Origin of the sequence: Pseudoalteromonas sp. 2CM41L (genome assembly GCF_023161905.1) — a bacterium.
Classification (GTDB): Bacteria; Pseudomonadota; Gammaproteobacteria; order Enterobacterales; family Alteromonadaceae; genus Pseudoalteromonas; species Pseudoalteromonas atlantica.
In genome coordinates, this window is record NZ_JALNTN010000012.1 from 64,951 (window position 1) to 83,474 (window position 18,524).

14 protein-coding genes are annotated in these 18,524 nt (G+C 40.0%); 5 read left to right on the forward strand and 9 right to left on the reverse strand.

The window, feature by feature from the left end; translation table 11 throughout:
• Positions 1-13: 13 nt before the first annotated feature.
• Positions 14-1,045, reverse strand: coding sequence for a tRNA preQ1(34) S-adenosylmethionine ribosyltransferase-isomerase QueA (gene queA, locus MTF64_RS14030; RefSeq protein WP_138579513.1), 1,032 nt, complete (start codon positions 1,043-1,045; stop codon positions 14-16).
• A gap of 201 nt (positions 1,046-1,246) precedes the next feature.
• Between queA and MTF64_RS14035 the strand changes: the two genes are divergently transcribed.
• Both MTF64_RS14035 and MTF64_RS14040 read left to right on the forward strand, forming a co-directional pair.
• Positions 1,247-3,778, forward strand: coding sequence for an EAL domain-containing protein (locus tag MTF64_RS14035; protein WP_248451761.1), 2,532 nt, complete (start codon positions 1,247-1,249; stop codon positions 3,776-3,778).
• Between the two features lie 187 nt (positions 3,779-3,965).
• Positions 3,966-4,178 carry a hypothetical protein gene (locus MTF64_RS14040; protein WP_024031438.1) on the forward strand — a complete coding sequence of 71 codons (213 nt, stop codon included), beginning with the start codon at positions 3,966-3,968 and terminating at the stop codon, positions 4,176-4,178.
• 120 nt (positions 4,179-4,298) lie between these two features.
• On the opposite strand, the gene MTF64_RS14045 is transcribed toward MTF64_RS14040, so the two are convergent.
• The 7 genes from MTF64_RS14045 to MTF64_RS14075 form a co-directional block, all read right to left on the reverse strand.
• Positions 4,299-5,219, reverse strand: a complete 921-nt coding sequence (locus MTF64_RS14045; protein ID WP_004587618.1) for a hydrogen peroxide-inducible genes activator — start codon at positions 5,217-5,219, stop codon at positions 4,299-4,301.
• An 82-nt stretch (positions 5,220-5,301) separates the two neighbouring features.
• Entirely contained in the window at positions 5,302-6,570 is a 1,269-nt protein-coding gene (locus MTF64_RS14050; RefSeq protein ID WP_024031439.1) for an inorganic phosphate transporter, read from the reverse strand.
• 40 nt (positions 6,571-6,610) lie between these two features.
• Entirely contained in the window at positions 6,611-7,288 is a 678-nt protein-coding gene (locus tag MTF64_RS14055) for a TIGR00153 family protein (RefSeq protein ID WP_004587620.1), read from the reverse strand.
• 150 nt (positions 7,289-7,438) lie between these two features.
• Positions 7,439-8,140 carry a phosphate signaling complex protein PhoU gene (phoU, locus tag MTF64_RS14060; protein ID WP_004587621.1) on the reverse strand — a complete coding sequence of 234 codons (702 nt, stop codon included), beginning with the start codon at positions 8,138-8,140 and terminating at the stop codon, positions 7,439-7,441.
• A gap of 45 nt (positions 8,141-8,185) precedes the next feature.
• Complete coding sequence (gene pstB, locus MTF64_RS14065; RefSeq protein WP_004587622.1) at positions 8,186-9,013, reverse strand: phosphate ABC transporter ATP-binding protein PstB; 828 nt, start codon at positions 9,011-9,013, stop codon at positions 8,186-8,188.
• A gap of 26 nt (positions 9,014-9,039) precedes the next feature.
• Positions 9,040-10,689 (reverse strand): phosphate ABC transporter permease PstA, encoded by a 1,650-nt coding sequence (pstA, locus tag MTF64_RS14070; RefSeq protein ID WP_004587623.1) that lies wholly within the window; start codon positions 10,687-10,689, stop codon positions 9,040-9,042.
• A 15-nt stretch (positions 10,690-10,704) separates the two neighbouring features.
• Positions 10,705-12,939 carry an ABC transporter permease subunit gene (locus MTF64_RS14075; RefSeq protein WP_248451762.1) on the reverse strand — a complete coding sequence of 745 codons (2,235 nt, stop codon included), beginning with the start codon at positions 12,937-12,939 and terminating at the stop codon, positions 10,705-10,707.
• A 616-nt stretch (positions 12,940-13,555) separates the two neighbouring features.
• Here MTF64_RS14075 and MTF64_RS14080 point away from each other — a divergent pair.
• The 3 genes from MTF64_RS14080 to ppx all read left to right on the forward strand — a co-directional run bounded on the left by MTF64_RS14080 (position 13,556) and on the right by ppx (position 17,808).
• Complete coding sequence (locus MTF64_RS14080) at positions 13,556-14,062, forward strand: ACT domain-containing protein (protein ID WP_024031441.1); 507 nt, start codon at positions 13,556-13,558, stop codon at positions 14,060-14,062.
• Between the two features lie 178 nt (positions 14,063-14,240).
• On the forward strand, positions 14,241-16,328 hold the full coding sequence (ppk1, locus tag MTF64_RS14085) for a polyphosphate kinase 1 (protein WP_248451763.1): 2,088 nt from the start codon (positions 14,241-14,243) through the stop codon (positions 16,326-16,328).
• On the forward strand, positions 16,321-17,808 hold the full coding sequence (gene ppx / locus MTF64_RS14090; RefSeq protein ID WP_054983259.1) for an exopolyphosphatase: 1,488 nt from the start codon (positions 16,321-16,323) through the stop codon (positions 17,806-17,808). Before ppk1 ends, ppx begins: the two co-directional genes overlap by 8 nt.
• 190 nt (positions 17,809-17,998) lie before the next feature.
• Here the strand turns inward: ppx and MTF64_RS14095 are convergent, their stop codons facing one another.
• The gene (locus MTF64_RS14095; RefSeq protein WP_004587628.1) at positions 17,999-18,454 is read right to left on the reverse strand and encodes a hypothetical protein; all 456 of its coding nucleotides are present in this window, start codon (positions 18,452-18,454) and stop codon (positions 17,999-18,001) included.
• Positions 18,455-18,524: the final 70 nt, after the last annotated feature.

The following is an 18,524-nucleotide window of genomic DNA, read 5'->3' on the forward strand; positions in this document are numbered from 1 at the left end:
GATAAAAACGTGCTTATTTACGTGTTAAAAACATCGCATCGCCGTAGCTAAAAAAGCGGTACTTTTGTTCTATAGCCGTGTTGTACGCGCCCATAATGTTATCTTGGCCGCTAAAGGCACTTACTAGCATTATGAGGGTTGATTCTGGCAAGTGAAAGTTAGTCACCATGGCATCAACTACATTAAACTGATAACCCGGAAAAATAAAAATATCGGTATCGCCAAAATAGCTCTCTAATTTACCGCCGTGTACTTTTGCTGCCGACTCCAGCGAGCGTACAGAGGTAGTTCCCACAGCTATAACACGCCCACCGTTAGCTTTTGTATTAGCAACAGCGTGAACCACCTCATCAGGTACTTCAATGTATTCAGAGTGCATTACATGCTCATCTACGCTTTCTACACGCACCGGCTGAAACGTACCTGCGCCAACATGTAGCGTAACAAACGCCATGTTTACGCCTTTTTGTTTTAATGCCGCCATTAGCTTATCGTCAAAATGCAGCCCTGCCGTAGGCGCTGCTACTGCACCGGGCTTTTCGCCATAAACGGTTTGATAACGCTCGCGGTCAGCTTCGGTGTCTGGGCGGTCAATGTAAGGAGGTAAAGGCATGTGGCCAATGTCGTTTAGAATATCTAGTACATTTTGGGTGCGATCAAATTCAAGCTCAAATAACGTATCGTGACGCGCAATCATTGTCGCTTTTGCTTTGCCTTCTAAAATAACTTCGTTACCAGGCTTTAACGACTTACTTGCTCTTACATGGGCAAGTACGCGGTGTTCATCAACTACACGCTCTACAAGTACTTCGACTTTACCGCCAGAGGCTTTTTGGCCAAACATACGAGCAGGAATAACGCGGGTATTATTAAATACTAATAAGTCACCTTCGTTTACTAAATCAAGTAGGTCGCTAAACACTTTGTGTTCAACGTTGCCAGTTGGGCCATCTAGGGTTAGTAAACGGCTGCTGGTTCTGTCTTGTTTAGGAAAACGAGCAATTAATTCATCAGGTAAGTCAAAGCTAAAGTCAGCCACGCGCATAGTCGGTATTCCACATCATTAAAATCGCGCCAAGTGTATATCTATCCTCGGCTAAGCTCAAGATATCTACCACAGTTGAGAGGATTCGCCCTATTTTAGATACATTTGAGTAACTACTTTAAATAATCTTGTTCTTATTGGTAAATATCATTATTCTTACTCACCTTAAATAATGATGTTTCTAATTTCGGGGTTAAAAAAGTGGCAGGTAAGCTGAAGTTGCTCATTCTAAACGCAAGTAGTGAAGAACGCCGCACTATTCGCGCCACTTTAGGACATTTAAAGGTATTTGAATTCATAGAAGTAGCAGATAGCCAAGATGCGCTCACTCTGTTAAAAAAGCAGCCAGTAAACATGATTATTACGGGCTTGAGCGTGGGGAAAATAGATGGCTGGCGTTTTTCTCGCATGATCCGCTCAGGCTTACTTAACACCCCAAAAAACACCCCAATTTTACTTATTCCGCCTATTTACTGTGAGCGTATAGCTGAAACCACCGCTCGTAGTTATGGCATAGATGCCGTACTGCCCTTTGAGCACCAAGATATGCTGCCGCAGGTGCTGGCCAATGTTCTGTCTACGCATTTAGAAAAAAGCAGCCGCCTTAATTTACTCTTGCTTGAACCAATAGCGCAAAAAGCCGATGAAATAGCAGAGCAACTTAAGCTCAATTTTGCCATTACCCATGTCACCTCAAGCCAAAGTGCTTTAAACGCTTTCAACCAACAACAGTTTGCCATTGTACTACTTGATGCAACCGCTTCACATGCGGGCACATCCGATAAGTTAGTCGAAGAAATACTGCAACATAACCCTAAACAAGCCATTGTAACTATTATTGATAATAACGATGCCGACTATGCAGAGCAGCTGCTGCTGTCCGGTGTTACCGACTTTATAAGAGCGCCATACGACCCGTCGTTTTTAAATAAAGTATGTGACCATGCTGCGCGCCGTGAAGACTTTATGGTTAGTTATGCTGAGTTTGCCCAAAAGGTTGAACAGTTAAGTATTAGCGAAGTACGCTACAAAGAGCTTTTTTCGGCGCACCAACGTATTTTGCTGCATTTAAATACGGTGGTTTTAGAGCTCGACCAACAAGGTAAAATTCGCTTTATCAATCCTGCTTGGGAAACACTAAGTGGCTTTGGGGTTAAATCGTCTTTGCAAAAATCATTAATCGATTATTGCTCTGATGAATGCCAAGTAAAACTAAATACGACCATTAACGATATTCTTAATGGCGGCATGCACCAGCAGCAAGTCGAGATTCAACTTAATCATAAAAATGGCAATCAGATTTGGGTGGAATGCCGCTTACAGCTAATAAAAAATAGCCGTAATAATGCCACCATTACTGCCACAATCGACAACATACACGAGCGTAAACAAGCTGAATTAAAGCTGCGCCACTTAGCCCTGCACGATACGCTAACAGGTTTACATAATCGTTATTATTTTGATCAACAACTCAATAAAATATGCCAAACCAAGCACACCTATGGTGGTGTAGAGCACGCACTTATTTACATCGATTTAGATCATTTTAAAATAATTAACGACAGCAAAGGCCACCAACAAGGCGACATTGTACTAAAAGATGTAGCTCAATTATTTGAAGCAAACATTAGCGCTAAACATTTAGTGTGTAGAATAGGCGGTGACGAATTTGCTGTTATTTTAAAAAATACGCAGCTGCTTGACGCTCACCTAATTGCAGAGAGTATTTGTAGCGCGATTGAACAGCACGAGTTTAAATCTGAAGACCAAGTGTATTCAATTAGCTGCTCTATTGGCTTAACGCAAATAACGGCTAAAAATTGCGACCCGAGTGAGTGCCTCAAGCAAGCCGATATTGCCTTATATATTGCTAAAAGTTTAGGCCGTAACCTAGTGCACTGCTACTCAAAAGAAGATGCGCAAAATAACACCTTGCAAACCGGGCTTGAGTGGGGGCATGAGATTCGACAAGCACTTCAGCAAGATAACGTAGAGCTGCACTATCAGCCAATATGGGACTTTAAAGCCAATAAAGTGGCTTATTTTGAAGCGTTACTGCGTTTAAAAGTAGACGATAAACTTATTTTCCCTAATCAATTTATTCCCTCTCTTGAGCTGCTAAACGACACCTTTTTAATGGACCAATGTGTTATTCGCAATGCCATTGCTAGCGTGGCTGAACACCCAGATTTAAGTCAAGTGGCTATTAACCTCTCTGCTCAATCGTTTTTAGATGAGCGCTTATTGCCACATATAGAATCGAGCCTAGAAAAATACCACGTACCGCCTTCGCGTATTATTTTTGAAATCACCGAGTCGGCCTCAGTTAACAATTTAAAAGCTACCCGCAAAATGATAGAAAAGCTAAATAGTTTAGGCTGCCATTTTTCTATTGATGACTTTGGGACAGGCTTTAGCACATTTAACTATTTAAAACAGTTACCTGCACAGCATGTAAAAATAGATGGCTCGTTTGTACGCGACATGATTAACGACCCCATTGACTTAGCACTGGTTAAGGCCATTAACGATATAAGCCGCTCCCTTGATAAGCGCTCTGTGGCAGAATACGTAGAAAGCGAAGAGATATTTTTTGCACTAAAAGAGATTGGTGTTGACTACGGACAAGGCTATTTTATTGCCCGTCCTGTGCCTGTAGAAAAAGTACAATCGACGCTTAAAATTATTTACCAGAAGAAACCTTTTATCCAACAACACACTAGCGCCAGCTAAACATTTTTAAACAGTTTTAAGCATTTTATTACTATCATTATTGCACTTATTGCCTATACTTTACGTACCACTTAGTAAATGTCTTGTTATTTTGATGATTTAACAATAAAAACATGACATTACCTATAAGCATACATGACTAGCAATTACATAGAGGTTAAAGCTTGTCAGGTTTAAGGAGGAAGGTATGGCGCAGTTGATTATTTTACTTCTCGTAATACATTGTGTAATTGCGTATCAGTGCTATCGGTACGCGCAGCTAAAGGGCTACCCAGTAGGCGTATTCGCTACTTTAGGCCTACTCCCGTATTTTAATGTAGTGGTTTGGATTTACTTGCTTTTTCTACCCGAGCTAGAACCCTTTGAAAGCCAAACACATAGCAAACAGCAGCCCTTGTAGGCTGCTGTTTTGTTTAATGCTACGCGAGTGCTTAATAGTGGCCAATAACCACACTGCACAAACCCTGTTTACCTAAAACAACATATTACTGCTGCACTTTAACCTTAAAGGTAAATAAGCTTAACTCTCAAAGTCTAAGCTACATTGGCGAGCCAAAAACACTTCTAGCTGTTGGCTGAATAACTTAAAGTCGCGAATTCTTCCTGTGGTTTTACGCCACAGTATGCCTATATCTCTGTAGGCATCGCCTTGCGATGGGGTTGCTATCATGTTTTTATCTTTAAGAATACCCGCATTAATCGCCATCTGCGGTAAAAATGTAACCCCTAACTGATGCTCTACCATGCTTAATAAGGTATGTAAGCTTGCAGCTTCAAAAGGGTTAATACAGCTTGAGCGGTTTAGATGACACGCACTTAATGCATGCCCCGTCATACAATGCTCTCGCTCTAATAAAAACACACTAGCATCGGGTAGCAAGTTGAAGTCTTCAACGCCTTTAGCAGGGCTGTAATCTTTATGGTGCACTAAACTAAAGTGATCTTTAGCCAATACTTGAGTATGAAACTTCTCCGTTTGGTACGGTAAGGCTAATAAGGCTAAATCAATATGGCCGTGTTCAAGCTTATCTAATAACTTGTCGCTGGTATCTTCAACGAGTACCAACTCTAAATCACAAAAGGTTTGCTTACAAAAGTGATACAAAGGCGCCGCTATGAAGCTGGCGATAGTGGGTATAACCCCTACCACTAACTTACCACTGAGTGGCGTTAAAAAGCTTTTGGTTAGCTCTTTTAAACTAATTGTATCGTTAATAATTTTACGAGAGCGCTCCACGACCTCTTCACCAATACTGGTAAACATAAGGCTGCGATTTTCTCGCTCAATTAGCTGACAACCGAGTGTTTCTTCAAGGTTTTGAATTGCACTGCTTAAAGTAGATTGCCCAATAAAGCACGCACTTGCTGCACGGCCAAAATGCTGGTGCTGATGTACAGCTAATAAATACTGTAGCTGTTTAATACTTGGTAGGTTGGTCATTTTTTCTTTCCACAAATAAAAAGACCCCAACACCTAGGGCGTTGAGATCTTTTCAAGCTAAAAGTCTTTGAGTACTTTTTTGTTAAACCCCAAACGCGGTTCTTAGTACGTAGAAAATAACAATAGCAAGGGCAGCGCCAACTGGCAATGTAATTACCCAAGAAACTACAATGTTTCTGATAACACCCATGTTAAGTGCAGCAATACCACGTGCCATACCTACACCTAATACCGCACCAACTAAGGTTTGTGTAGTAGAAATTGGCATACCTGTACCTGATGCAATAACAACGGTAGACGCAGCAGCTAATTCGGCAGCAAAACCACGGCTAGGCGTTAAGTGAGTAATACCTTCACCTATCGTTTTAATTACCTTTTTACCTAAAATAGCAAGACCGGCAACAATACCAAAACCACCTAGTGGTAAAATCCACCAAGCAATAGCCGCTTTTTTAGCAATTTCACCGTTGCTTTCAACAATGTTCACAACCGCAGCAAGTGGACCAATTGCATTCGCTACATCGTTTGAGCCATGCGCAAACGCCATACAACACGCTGTTAATACCATTAATACCGCAAATACTTTTTCTACGTTATTAAATTGCATTTGTTTATCGGCTTTAGGGTCGATATTTAAACGTGAAATCGCAATTTTACCAATAATAGCCACAATCACTGCAATCGCGATCGCAATTAAATAGCCTTCAGTAGCGCCCAGGTTAATACCTATATGCTTTAAGCCTTTTTTGATTGTTACTAGCGCCATAATAAAGCCCGCTAAACCCATGTACAAAGGTACAAAGCGTTTTGCGTTTTTAAGCGGTGCATCAGTATCAAAAATCAGCTTTTGCGCACTCATAAAGATTAAGTAAGCAATAAAGCCCGAAATAGCAGGTGTAATAATCCAGCTGCCTACAATACCACCTACTTTATTCCATTGAATAGCCTCTGTACCCACTGCAACTAATGCAAAACCAATGATTGCACCAATAATTGAGTGAGTTGTTGAAACAGGCCAACCTAAAAATGAGGCAATTAATAGCCAAGTACCTGCTGCAAAAAGTGCAGAGATCATACCTAAAACCATTAAATCAGGGAGAGCAGCAAAAGGCGCAGCATCAATAATACCTTTACGGATTGTTGATGTAACCTCACCACCTGCTAAGTAAGCACCAGCAAATTCAAAAATCATAGCAATAATAATTGCTTGTTTAATTGTTAACGCTTTTGAACCTACCGAAGTACCCATCGCATTAGCAACGTCGTTCGCGCCAATACCATAAGCCATAAAAAAGCCGACTGCTGCGGCAATTAAAACTAATACCGTGCCGTAAGATGCAATGATATCCATTGTGTAACCTTAATCTTTCGTTTGAACTGATTTTTATAAATTAACGAGCTAGCATCAGCTCAAGACGTGATCCTACGCGCTCTGCAATATCTGCAAGTTCGCCAACCCATTCAATTATTTTGTATAAAAACATAACATCAATTGGGTTTAGCTCGCTTTCTACATCGCGTAGTTGGCGGCGTACTTTAATTTGCATTTCATCCGTGTCTTGTTCTATGGCATCCAATTCTACGAGCATTTTTTCTACTAAAGTCACCTCGCGACCTTTAAAGCCCGTTTCTAACAATTCTTCTAACTCATTAATTGCTTTTGATGCTTGTTTAGTCGCATCAACACAACGTGTTAGATAAGCTAAAAAGTCTGCTTGCATAGCACTAGGAATTGTCATTTCACGGCCAATTACGCGCCCTGCAATGTCTTTAGCCTTATTTGCTATTTTATCTTGTTGAGTTACGAGTTCGAGCAGATCTGTACGCTCTACCGGCATGAATAAACCACGCGGTAATTGTAAGCGTATATCTCTTTTCATATCATCAGCTTCACGCTCTAAATTACGAATAGTTAAGCGAAGCTCTTCTGCTTGCTGCCACTCTTCTTTAAATACGTGATTAAAAAAAGGTATCAAGGCTTTACTTGCTTGATGAACCTTCTTGATGTGTTCTTCCATTGGTTTGATAGGAGATTTTGCAAATACTCCTAAAAACGCGTTTGTAGGCATAACTGACCCTTTAATCAAATTGATATGCTTTGCAGCATGAATTTTACAGTATTAGCCGCGATTGTGAACGCTTTTTATTATTTCATCATGGCTAACAATGCATAAAGCGGCACTAAGCCGCTTTAATAAAAAAGAATGATAGATAAAAACCTACAACGATTTTTCTATATCTTCTTGAGATGTATGACGAATATCTTTGCCGTTAACAAAATAAATAATGTATTCCGCAATATTTTGGCAACGGTCGCCAATACGCTCTAATGAACGTACAGACCATACTAAATCCATAATTTTAGGAATTGAGCGTGGATCTTCCATCATGTAAGTCATAATTTGACGCGTGATTGCTTCATATTCACGGTCAACTTTTGCATCTTCTTTATGTACTTCAAAGGCGCGTTGTACATCCATGCGCGCAAATGCATCAAGTACATCGTGTAGCATTTTTAAAACTTGGCGACCCATGTTTTCAATATTCACTAATAAATCTTGCTGATCTTTAGTAAATGAATCAAGTGCCACTTTAGCAATGCGCTCTGCTTCATCGCCAATGCGCTCTAAATCGGCAATCGTTTTTGCAATGGCTATTACTAAGCGTAAATCGCTCGCTGCAGGCTGACGACGCGCAATGATGCGCGTACATTCATCATCAATGCTAACTTCCATCGCATTTACTTTGTAATCGTTCTGGCGTACTTTTTGTGCCAGTTCAGCATCATTGCGACTTACTGCATCTAATGCACTGCTTAGCTGCTGCTCAACTAGGCCACCCATGTTAAGTACATGGTTACGAACATTTTCTAGCTCTTGGTTAAAGCGCCCAGAAATATGCTTATTTATATTATGTTCCATAATTACCTTCTCTTAAATTCGTTTACAACACTAAAACGTATACGACTAGCCGTAACGGCCTGTAATGTAGTCTTCCGTTTTCTTTTTGCTTGGCGTTGTAAATAAGGTATTTGTGTCTGAGTATTCAATCAACTCGCCCATGTACATAAAGGCCGTTTGATCAGATACACGCGCTGCTTGTTGCATGTTATGTGTCACAATAACAACGGTAAATTTGTTCTTTAAATCGTTAATTAGCTCTTCAATAACCAAAGTAGAAATTGGGTCAAGTGCCGATGTTGGTTCATCAAGTAATAGTACTTCAGGTTCAATCGCAATTGAACGGGCAATAACTAAACGCTGTTGCTGACCACCCGATAGACCAAATGCGCTATCGTGTAATCTGTCTTTTACTTCATCCCATAAAGCCGCACCGCGAAGTGATTGTTCTACCACTTCATCTAGCTTACGCTTTTCTTTAATACCTTGTAAGCGTAGGCCATAAACCACATTTTCATAAATTGATTTAGGAAATGGGTTAGGACGCTGAAACACCATACCCACGTTACGACGTAGCGCGGCTACATCTACACTTTTATCGTAAATGTTTTGGCCGTGAAGTAATATTTCACCTTCAATACGACACACATCAACTAAATCGTTCATGCGGTTAATACAACGCAATAGCGTTGATTTACCACAACCCGACGGGCCGATAAACGCTGTAACTTGGCCTTTCGGAATATTCATATTTACTTTGCTAAGCGCTTGCTTTTCACCATAGTAAAGATCAAGGTCCTTAATCTCTAACGCTTTTTGGTCATCAGTTAAGTTTTCTAAGTCTAACTTCAAGCTTTTGTTAGCTTGGTTTACTTGTGGAGCGACTGTAATCATGTTTGTTACCTATAATTCTTTACTAATTAGTGTTCAAGCGATCTGAATTTTTCACGTAAATGGTTACGTATGCCTATCGCTGTTATGTTGAGGGTAATAATCACCGACACTAATAAGAAGGCCGTTGCGTATACCAGCGGGCGTGCCGCTTCAACATTCGGGCTTTGAAAGCCCACATCATAAATATGAAAGCCTAAGTGCATGAACTTTCTATCTAAGTGAAAATAAGGGAAGTTGCCATCAAGTGGTAACGTAGGGGCCATTTTTACCACACCTACGAGCATTAACGGCGCAACTTCACCGGCCGCTCGAGCAACAGCAAGTATTAAACCTGTCATAATTGCTGGGCTTGCCATAGGAATAATAATACGCCATAAGGTTTCAACTTTGGTTGCACCAAGCGCTAATGAACCATCACGCACTGTACTTGGAATACGCGATAAACCTTCCTCGGTTGATACAATAACAACCGGTAATGTAAGAATAGCTAATGTAAGCGCAGACCACATAACACCCGGCGTCCCAAATACTGGCGTAGGCGCAGCTTCTGGGTAAAACAGTTGGTCAAGGCTACCACCTAACATGTAAACAAAAAAGCCTAAGCCAAATACACCGTAAACAATAGACGGTACACCGGCAAGGTTAATTACCGCAATACGAATCATCTTAGTTACTGCATTTTTAGCTGCGTATTCATGTAAGTAAATTGCAGCTACAACACCAAATGGGGTCACAATAACGGCCATCAGCATAACCATAAATACTGTACCAAATATAGCAGGGAATACGCCGCCTTCGGTGTTTGCTTCACGTGGGTCGTCTGATACAAACTTACCCAGTTGTACAAAGTAATGACCTAACTTTGAGAAAAAGCCCATGTCGTTAGGCAACCAAACATCAAGCACTTGATACAGTGGAATGGTGACTACTTCACCACGCATGTCCTTAACTAAAACTTGGTCACGCTTGGCTTTTTTACGCAGTGCAAATAACTCTTTTTCAAGTACTGCGTATTCGTTACGTAACTCGGCACGTGCTTGAGCAAGCTCAGCAACACGCTCATCGGTTAGTTCGTCATCAAGTAGGTACGCTTTTTCTTGTAAGCGAAGACGCTCTAATTCGTAGTTGATATGACCGATGTCGCCATTTTGTAAATCAAGCGCTTCGTCGTTTAAATCAACCGCACGCTCTACTAGCTCATGTAAGGTTTCGATTTTATCGCCAGTAACCGGCTTTCCATCTTTAATTACACCTTCTATGTAGCCATAAAAGTTACCGTTTTTACTGCGCTCAAATACAGCAAGCGTAGCCGGTGTACTTTGCTCAGTAATATCGGTTTCTAATATCCAACGAAAATCTAAATCTACATATTCGCGGTTACCTGTTTTTATAAGTAAACGCTCAACTTCGTCTTTATTAAAATCTGATACATCAATACCTGTTGCAGCTAAACGCGCTGTAGGCACAAGTTCTCGGTCGTAAACTTCACCAATTATGGTTTGTTTTGAAATAGACCCTTCTAGCTCAAATTGAACTACCTCTGATGGCCAGAAAAAGCTTAATCCCTTCCAAGCTATCATTGCTAATAAACCGAGAACTGAAATTAAGCTGATACTTACCGCACCACCTGTCATCCAAATCCAAGGAGAACCAGACTTAAACCACTGCTTTACCATGTCGTGTCTCTCCACTTACATTGAGCTGTATTTTTCACGCAGTTGCTGACGAACAAACTCAGCCACTGTGTTGAAAATAAAGGTGAATATGAATAGTACAAATGCTGCTAAGAATAATATTCTATAGTGCGAGCTGCCTACTTCTGATTCAGGCATTTCTACCGCAATGTTTGCTGCAAGCGTACGCATACCTTGGAAAATACTCCAATCCATAATTGGCGTATTACCTGTTGCCATTAATACAATCATGGTTTCGCCTACTGCACGACCAAGTCCCATCATCACGGCAGAGAAAATACCTGGGCTTGCTGTAAGTAGTACAACACGTACTAGCGTTTGCCACTGCGTAGCACCAAGTGCTAGTGAGCCATTTGATAAGTGTTTAGGAACACTAAATACGGCATCTTCTGCAATCGAGAATATAGTAGGAATAACGGCAAAGCCCATCGCAATACCAACAACTAATGAATTACGTTGGTCAAACGTCATACCCAGCTCGTTAGTTAGGTACTGACGTACATTTCCATCAAACATCCAAAGCTCTACTGTTTCGCTCATTGCAAACGATACCCAGCCTATAAATAATACAACCGGAATAAGTAAAATAGAGTGCGACCCTTCAGGGATTTTATGGCGAATACTCGCTGGTAACTTAGTCCAACCTAGTGCTGTTGCTAATACACCTAACGGTAATAAAATCAGTAAGCCGACAATAGCAGGTAGGTGCTCTTCTATAAGTGGCGCTAACCACAGGCCTGCTAAAAAGCCTAATATTACAGTCGGGAGGGCTTCCATAATTTCTACCGTTGGCTTTACCACTTTACGCAGCTCGCTCGACATAAAGTAAGCGGTGTAAATAGCGGCAGAAAGCGCAATGGGTACTGCAAATAGCATGGCGTAAAGCGCTGCTTTTAACGTACCAAACGAAATAGGAACCAAAGAAAATTTAGACTCAAAGTCATCACTTGCCGATGTAGATTGCCAAATATAACCAGGCTCAGGGTAACCTTCGTACCACACTTCTTGCCAAAGTGCAGACCAGGTAACCTCTGGGTGCTCATTATGAATTTCTAATACGGTTAGTTGGTTATCGGCTAAAATAAGGGCGGCATTTGAACGCGGAGCTATAGCAAAGTTTTTAATCTCGCCATCACTTACTTTACCTTGCCAAAGTTTTGCCTCACTTGTGGTGTAATACACACCTAGCTCACCATTGCTGCTCGTGGTGAAGAAAGTTCGACGATAAAACTCGGTAAAAATGTTCAGCTTGCTTTGTTTAGTTGTTTCAAACGAGCGAATTTTTTGATACTCACGGCCGCTGTCTGTATTTACTTCAAACCACTGCGATACTTCACCGTTATCGTTTGCAAGCATGAGTGAGTTAGCACCAGCAAGTAGCTGCGAAGACACTAAGTTAGCACTTTCTTCGTTAGCCGAAAGCAGCTGAATTTGCTCTACTTCACTTGGGTAGCGTGTATCGTACACATAAATTTGATTTGCCGAACGTACAAATGTGCGGGTGGTATCTGGCGAAATTAAAAGCTCATCAACACGGCCTTCAATATTAAGCTCAGTGCGCTCAACTACCCATTCTACTTCACCGGTAAACATGTTTTCTTCAGCAACAAAGCTGCTAAATAAAACGCGTTTGTCTTCGGTTAAAGCAACCACGGCTGTTTTATCTTCGTAATGACTAAATGCAAAACGCTTAATGGCAGCACCTTGCTCGTCAACTTCTAATGCCATTTTGCCAAGTGGGTAATCTAAACGTGGCGTTAGCTTTCTTTCGTTGTTAGGAAAAGTAACTAAAAACTTAGGTGCTACCAGCACCACTGAGCCATTTTCTAAACCAAACGCATAATGCCCCTGAAACGGCGCACTGTTTGCAAAGCTTGATGCATCACTAGGTAGCTCGGCGCTTAATGTTTTAAGCTTTTTACCAAAGCTGCCATCTTGCACACTATAAAAATCTACCTTTCCTTGCTGAGAGAGTAAAAAAGCAACCTCAGTTTGCTCCTCAACACCTAAGCCCACAATTTGTTCAGCATTAGCAACGTTAAAACTGTTACGTTTTTCTACTTTTGCTGATTCAAAAATTGGTTGTACTACATAAAGAAGGTAAAAGAATATTAATAACAATGCTATTAATACCATTACTCCGCCTGCGGAAATACCCCACTTTGCAAACCGGTCTTTAAATAGACGGCTTCGATCCGTATTTAAAGTCGGCTTATTCGGATTGGAAGTCATCAAAACACCCTTTAATTCTGTCGTTGTACAAATTATATTTCATCAAGATGACAGTAATGTTACAGATGTAATAAATACCCGCCTAAATGCTTTAAAATCAGTCCTTTTTTCTAATGACAGCGCTTGCTTAATTGTTACTCACTGATATGCCACAACATAAATCGATACAAAAAGGTGAAATATTTAATATAAATGCCCTACATTAGTGCCTATTTAGCTATTTAATAACGCGTTTTACTGCCCTGCTGGAGATGACTAAATTTATGCTTTTATGGCGCATTAGTTGTTAACACTTTTATAGCTAAACGAGGTGCATAGCGCTCAAAGCATTTAGAAACTAAACATTATGGTTTATAAATACAGGGTGAGTTTATACTCTTATGGGAACTAATTTTTGCTTTTATTGGACAAACAATTTAACGCAGACAATACTAAATCTATGTATAACGAAATAAGACCGCAGCGCTAAAGTTAAAAAACTCAACAATAAAGATACAAATAAGTAATAATAAACAATTAGTTTTTTATGGGTTTATATTACCCACTACAATGATAGAAACGTTATAAACACTTAATGCCTATCCATTTACATTTTCAGGCTTAGAGAGAGCTATTTATGAAGCAGTTGGTGATCACCATTTTAGGGCAAGACCGGCCCGGATTAGTAGAAAGTATTTCATCGGTTATCTTGCAAAATAAGGGTAACTGGCTGAGCAGTAATTTAAGCCACTTACTAGGCCACTTTGCCGGTATTATTCAGGTAGAAGTAGCGCAAGAGCACTTTGAAGCATTGCAAAACGCATTAAATGCCTTACCTAAACTCGACGTACGGATTGAAACTGGCAACACAGAAGTAGAGCCAAGTAGCAAAGAGCAAATAAATTTTGTCATTACTGGCAATGACCGCCCGGGCATTGTGCAGGAGCTGGCAAGTGTAATACGCCACAAAGGCGCTAGCATTACTCACTTAAACTCAAGGCAACAAAGTGCGCCAAATTGGGGAGTGCCTATTTTTAGTGCCGTAGCTACAGTCACCTTACCCAGCGGTATGAATAAAGAAGAAGTTATTGATGCACTTGAATCGATTACCAGTGATTTAATTGTAGATATTGAAGAGGCATAGCCCAAACGCCGTTGACATAAAAATGACATGGTAGTCATTTTTATGTCATCTAACTGGCGTATGTTTGAGTAAAAAGGGCTGATTATTACTACTTTTATCGCTTTTTACATTGTAAACCTCATAAGCGCACACACAGCCCCAAATTAAATTTGAAACATATCCTGATAACGGAATAGATATGAATGCCCATATAAAGCCCCCTCAAACAACTGAATATTTTGCAAAAGAATTAAGCTGGCTGTCATTCAACGAGCGTGTACTACAAGAGGCTAAAGATAAAAATAACCCGATTATTGAGCGCATGCGTTTTTTGGGCATTTTCTCTAATAATTTAGATGAATTTTTTAGAGTGCGCGTTGCTGATGTAAAGCGCCGAATTTTATTAAATAAACTCCCCGATGCTAATTTTGAAGAAGACGAAATACTGCTTAGTGAGATACAAAAAAAAGTACTGCAGTTAGGTAAAAAATTTAACCACATACATCAGCAGGTATTAACCGACTTAAACCATCATAACATTCATGTTAGTCGCCCCGATGAGCTCAGTGAGTTTCATTTAAACTGGTTAAAAAATTACTTTCATGATCACGTTCTGCAACATACCTCTCCTATTTTGCTAAACGAGAACAAAGACTTCTCTACCTATATAAACGACACCATGACCTACTTATTTGTAGAAATGAGTGATGAAAAAAGTTATTACGCAATGCTTGAGGTACCCACCGACAGGGTTGATCGCTTTATAATCCTGCCTCCAGAAAAAACCCGCCGTCATAAAACCATTGTAATGCTTGATGATGTCATCACTTACTTTTTAAACGATGTATTTAGTAGCTTTTTTTCTTATAAAAGCATTGCCGGTTATGCGATAAAATTAACTCGCGATGCAGAGTACAACCTAGACGACGAGCTAGAGGCTGGCTTACTTGATAAAATGTCTAAAGGGTTAAAACAACGTATTTATGCTGAGCCAGTAAGATTGGTTTACGATCAAGCCATGCCTGAAAACATGCTAAAAGTGATGAAAAAGCGCCTCGGTGTCACGCATCATGATGCGTTAATTCCTGGGGGGCGTTATCGTAATTTTAGAGACTTTATATCGTTTCCTAATGTAGGGCGCCAATATTTAGAAAACAAACCCCTCCCAGCATTGCAAAGTAGTGCGTTTAATAAACATGCCAGTGTATTTGACGCTATTAGCGAGCAAGATATTTTACTGTATTACCCCTATCATACTTTTAATCATGTGCTTGAATATGTGCGCCAAGCGGCCTTCGACCCTAAGGTTACGCAAATAAAGGTTAATATTTATCGTGTAGCGAGCAAATCTAGGCTGATTTCATCGTTAATTAATGCCGCTCAAAACGGTAAATTAGTAACCGTTATGGTTGAGCTAAAAGCACGTTTTGACGAGCAAAATAATATTGAATGGGCAAAGGTGCTAAGCAGTGCAGGTATTAAAGTAATTTTTGGTATACCCGCACTAAAAGTGCACAGCAAATTATGTGTGGTGCACCGTAAAGAAAAAGGCCAAATAGTAAAATATGCTCATATTGGCACAGGCAATTTCCATGAAAAAACAGCCAAAATTTACACTGATTTTAGCCTATTTACTCGCCACACTGGTATTTGTGAAGAAAGCGACAGCGTATTTAGATTTATAGAAAGCAGTTATAAACCGTTCAAATTTGACTACTTAATGCTTGCACCAATTAATGCCCGTGAAACGCTGCTTAATTTAATCAATAACGAAATTGACCATGTTAAAAACAACAAACCAGGCAAAATAACGGTAAAAATAAATAACCTCGTCGATAAAGAGCTGGTAGACAGGCTTTACCTAGCTGGTCAAATCGGCGTTAAAATTAGAATTATTGTACGTGGCATGTGCTCGCTCATCCCTGGCGTGCCTAAACTTAGCGATAATATTAAGGTAATTAGTATTGTTGATCGCTTTTTAGAGCATCCTCGCGTAATGGTATTTGGTAACAATGGCGATGAAAAAGTATTTATATCTTCAGCTGATTGGATGACACGTAACCTAGATCATCGTGTTGAAGTAGGCGTTCCTATTTTGGATGTTAAGTTAAAACGCCTTATAGTTGATATATTAGAGCTACAATTTAAAGACCGCACCAAAGCACGCATTATTGATAGCGAGCAAAAAAACGCTTATGTAAGAAGGGGTAACCGTAAAAAAATTCGCTCGCAGATAGCAATTTACGATTATCTAAAAAAATGGGAACACACTTATTATAATGAATGATCATCCTTCAATAGCCGCAGTTGATTTAGGCTCCAACAGCTTTCATTTAGTGGTTGCCCGAGAAGTAAACGGCACTTTGCAAATTTTGCACAAAGAAAAACAACGCGTTTATTTAGCCGATGGGCTAGATGATAAATTTCGCTTAAGCCAAGCTGCAATAGACCGCGCCCTCGTGGTACTAAAGCAATTTGCTAAAACCTTACATGAGTTCCCCGCAAGTAATGTAAAGGTAGCTGCCACTTACACTTTTAGGCGCGCTAAAAATATTAACGCCTTTTTAGCCCAAGCTAGCGCTGTGTTTCCTTTTCATATTGATGTAATTGCAGGTCAAGAAGAAGCGCGCCTTATTTATCAGGGCGTTGCGCATTATGTTCATAATGAAGAAAACCGTTTAGTGATCGATATTGGCGGTGGCAGTACCGAGCTTATAATAGGTAAACATTTTAAGCATAAGCTTTTATCTAGCCGTAATATGGGCTGTGTTAGCTTTACAAAGCAGTTTTTTAGCGATGGAAAAATAACGGCCAAACGCTTTAACAAAGCGCAAATAAGAGCCGAGCAAGAGCTTGAAGCCATTTTTTCTAATTATGTAAGCGAAAATTGGCAAACAGTAATTGGCACGTCGGGCACTATAAAGTCAATTTTAGCGATGATAAGCGCCACAAATCCGCAGCAACCTAACATTACTTACGACGATTTACTCTCGTTAAAACAACAGTTTATTAGTGCTAAACATATTGATAACTTAGCTATTGCAGGGCTTACACCCGAGCGCCAACAAAGTATATGTGGTGGTTTAGCAATTTTAATTGCGATATTTACAGAGTTTGCCATTAAAGAGCTGACCTACAGCGATTTTTCGTTGCGCGAAGGGTTGCTGCACGAAATGCAGCAAAAGCTGGCCGATAAAGATATTCGCTCAAACACCATTAATAATTTAAGTGAGCGCTACACCGCTGATAAAGCGCATGCAGCGCGTGTTGCTGATACGGCTATTTGGCTCTATAAACAGTTAAAAAATGTATGGCATTTAGATAATAACGACGATATTGCTTTGTTAACTTGGGCAGCAAAATTACACGAAATTGGTTTATCAATTAACTCATCGGGGATTAACAAACACAGCGCTTATATAGTGGCGAATAGTCAATTACCCGGTTTTACGCAGCAAGAGCAACTTATTTTAAGCTCACTTATACGCTTTTATCGTAAAAAAATTAAACTGACTGAGCTGCCTGAGTTTTTAACTATTTCTCAAAAGCACGTGCTTAAACTGATTGTTATTTTACGCTTGGCCATTTTATTTAATCAAAAGCGCCAAGTGAGCTTAAAGCCGGATATGGAAATAAGCGCAAGCAACCTAGGCTTATTTATTAAGTTTAGTAACAGCTATTTGCAAGAGCATACATTGCTACAAGCAGACCTAGAGCAAGAGCAGCTCTATCTTAAAAAAGCAGGGATTCAGTTTGAGTGCGTTTAATTTTATAAGGCTATTAAAGCCTGTGACATTGTTTGTTCTAAAGTAATGTAATTGCGACACGCGCTTTTTAAAGTGAGCTTGCTACTTTATTTACACCCATGTAAAGCACACATAATAAAGCGCCCTTGGGTAAAGCCAAGGGCGTTTGAAGCTTTACCTATAAAGATAAAACCAGGTTATTTTATCAGGTTTACATATCCATATGGCGGTTTGAGCTTTGCATCATTTGCTTAACGCCTTGCTTTTCAAGCTCTAAAATTTGCTCGAGCTTTTCTTTACCGTTTTCTGTCTCAGCGCGCTCTAATAAGTACTCGTAAAGTTCGATTACTTTTTTGTGCTGCTCAGAGAGGTAGTTTTGAATCACCTTTTCATCAAATTCTTGGTCTTTGCTAATATCGTTAAATGTAATTAACTCGGGGTTGTCTGCAAAGTATTCGTAGCTGTAAGTATCTAAAGTGTTGATCTCTGTAATTGCTTTAAAGCCAACTAAGTCTTCAGCTAACTTTTTTTCATAATCTAAATAATAGTCCACTAGCATCGCGTTACGTTCATCAAGTAACTCCTTAACGCTGTAAAAATTTGCCGCCATTTGTGTGTGAAATAAAACGGTCCAATCGTACACTTCTTTAATTGTTTTAACTTGCATGTGCATTCCTTACTAAGTTGACTGTATAAGGTATAGGTTGCGTAAACCGTGCCAACATAAACTCAATTAA

Excerpts from the sequence above, each read along its gene's own strand:
- queA (WP_138579513.1), bottom strand. The coding sequence starts at position 1,045 with ATGCGCGTGGCTGACTTTAGCTTTGACTTACCTGATGAATTAATTGCT.
- MTF64_RS14080 (WP_024031441.1), top strand. The coding sequence starts at position 13,556 with ATGAAGCAGTTGGTGATCACCATTTTAGGGCAAGACCGGCCCGGATTA.
- MTF64_RS14040 (WP_024031438.1), top strand. The coding sequence starts at position 3,966 with ATGGCGCAGTTGATTATTTTACTTCTCGTAATACATTGTGTAATTGCG.
- ppk1 (WP_248451763.1), top strand. The coding sequence starts at position 14,241 with ATGAATGCCCATATAAAGCCCCCTCAAACAACTGAATATTTTGCAAAA.
- pstA (WP_004587623.1), bottom strand. The coding sequence starts at position 10,689 with ATGGTAAAGCAGTGGTTTAAGTCTGGTTCTCCTTGGATTTGGATGACA.
- MTF64_RS14055 (WP_004587620.1), bottom strand. The coding sequence starts at position 7,288 with ATGCCTACAAACGCGTTTTTAGGAGTATTTGCAAAATCTCCTATCAAA.
- ppx (WP_054983259.1), top strand. The coding sequence starts at position 16,321 with ATGAATGATCATCCTTCAATAGCCGCAGTTGATTTAGGCTCCAACAGC.
- MTF64_RS14075 (WP_248451762.1), bottom strand. The coding sequence starts at position 12,939 with ATGACTTCCAATCCGAATAAGCCGACTTTAAATACGGATCGAAGCCGT.
- pstB (WP_004587622.1), bottom strand. The coding sequence starts at position 9,013 with ATGATTACAGTCGCTCCACAAGTAAACCAAGCTAACAAAAGCTTGAAG.
- MTF64_RS14045 (WP_004587618.1), bottom strand. The coding sequence starts at position 5,219 with ATGACCAACCTACCAAGTATTAAACAGCTACAGTATTTATTAGCTGTA.
- MTF64_RS14095 (WP_004587628.1), bottom strand. The coding sequence starts at position 18,454 with ATGCAAGTTAAAACAATTAAAGAAGTGTACGATTGGACCGTTTTATTT.
- phoU (WP_004587621.1), bottom strand. The coding sequence starts at position 8,140 with ATGGAACATAATATAAATAAGCATATTTCTGGGCGCTTTAACCAAGAG.
- MTF64_RS14050 (WP_024031439.1), bottom strand. The coding sequence starts at position 6,570 with ATGGATATCATTGCATCTTACGGCACGGTATTAGTTTTAATTGCCGCA.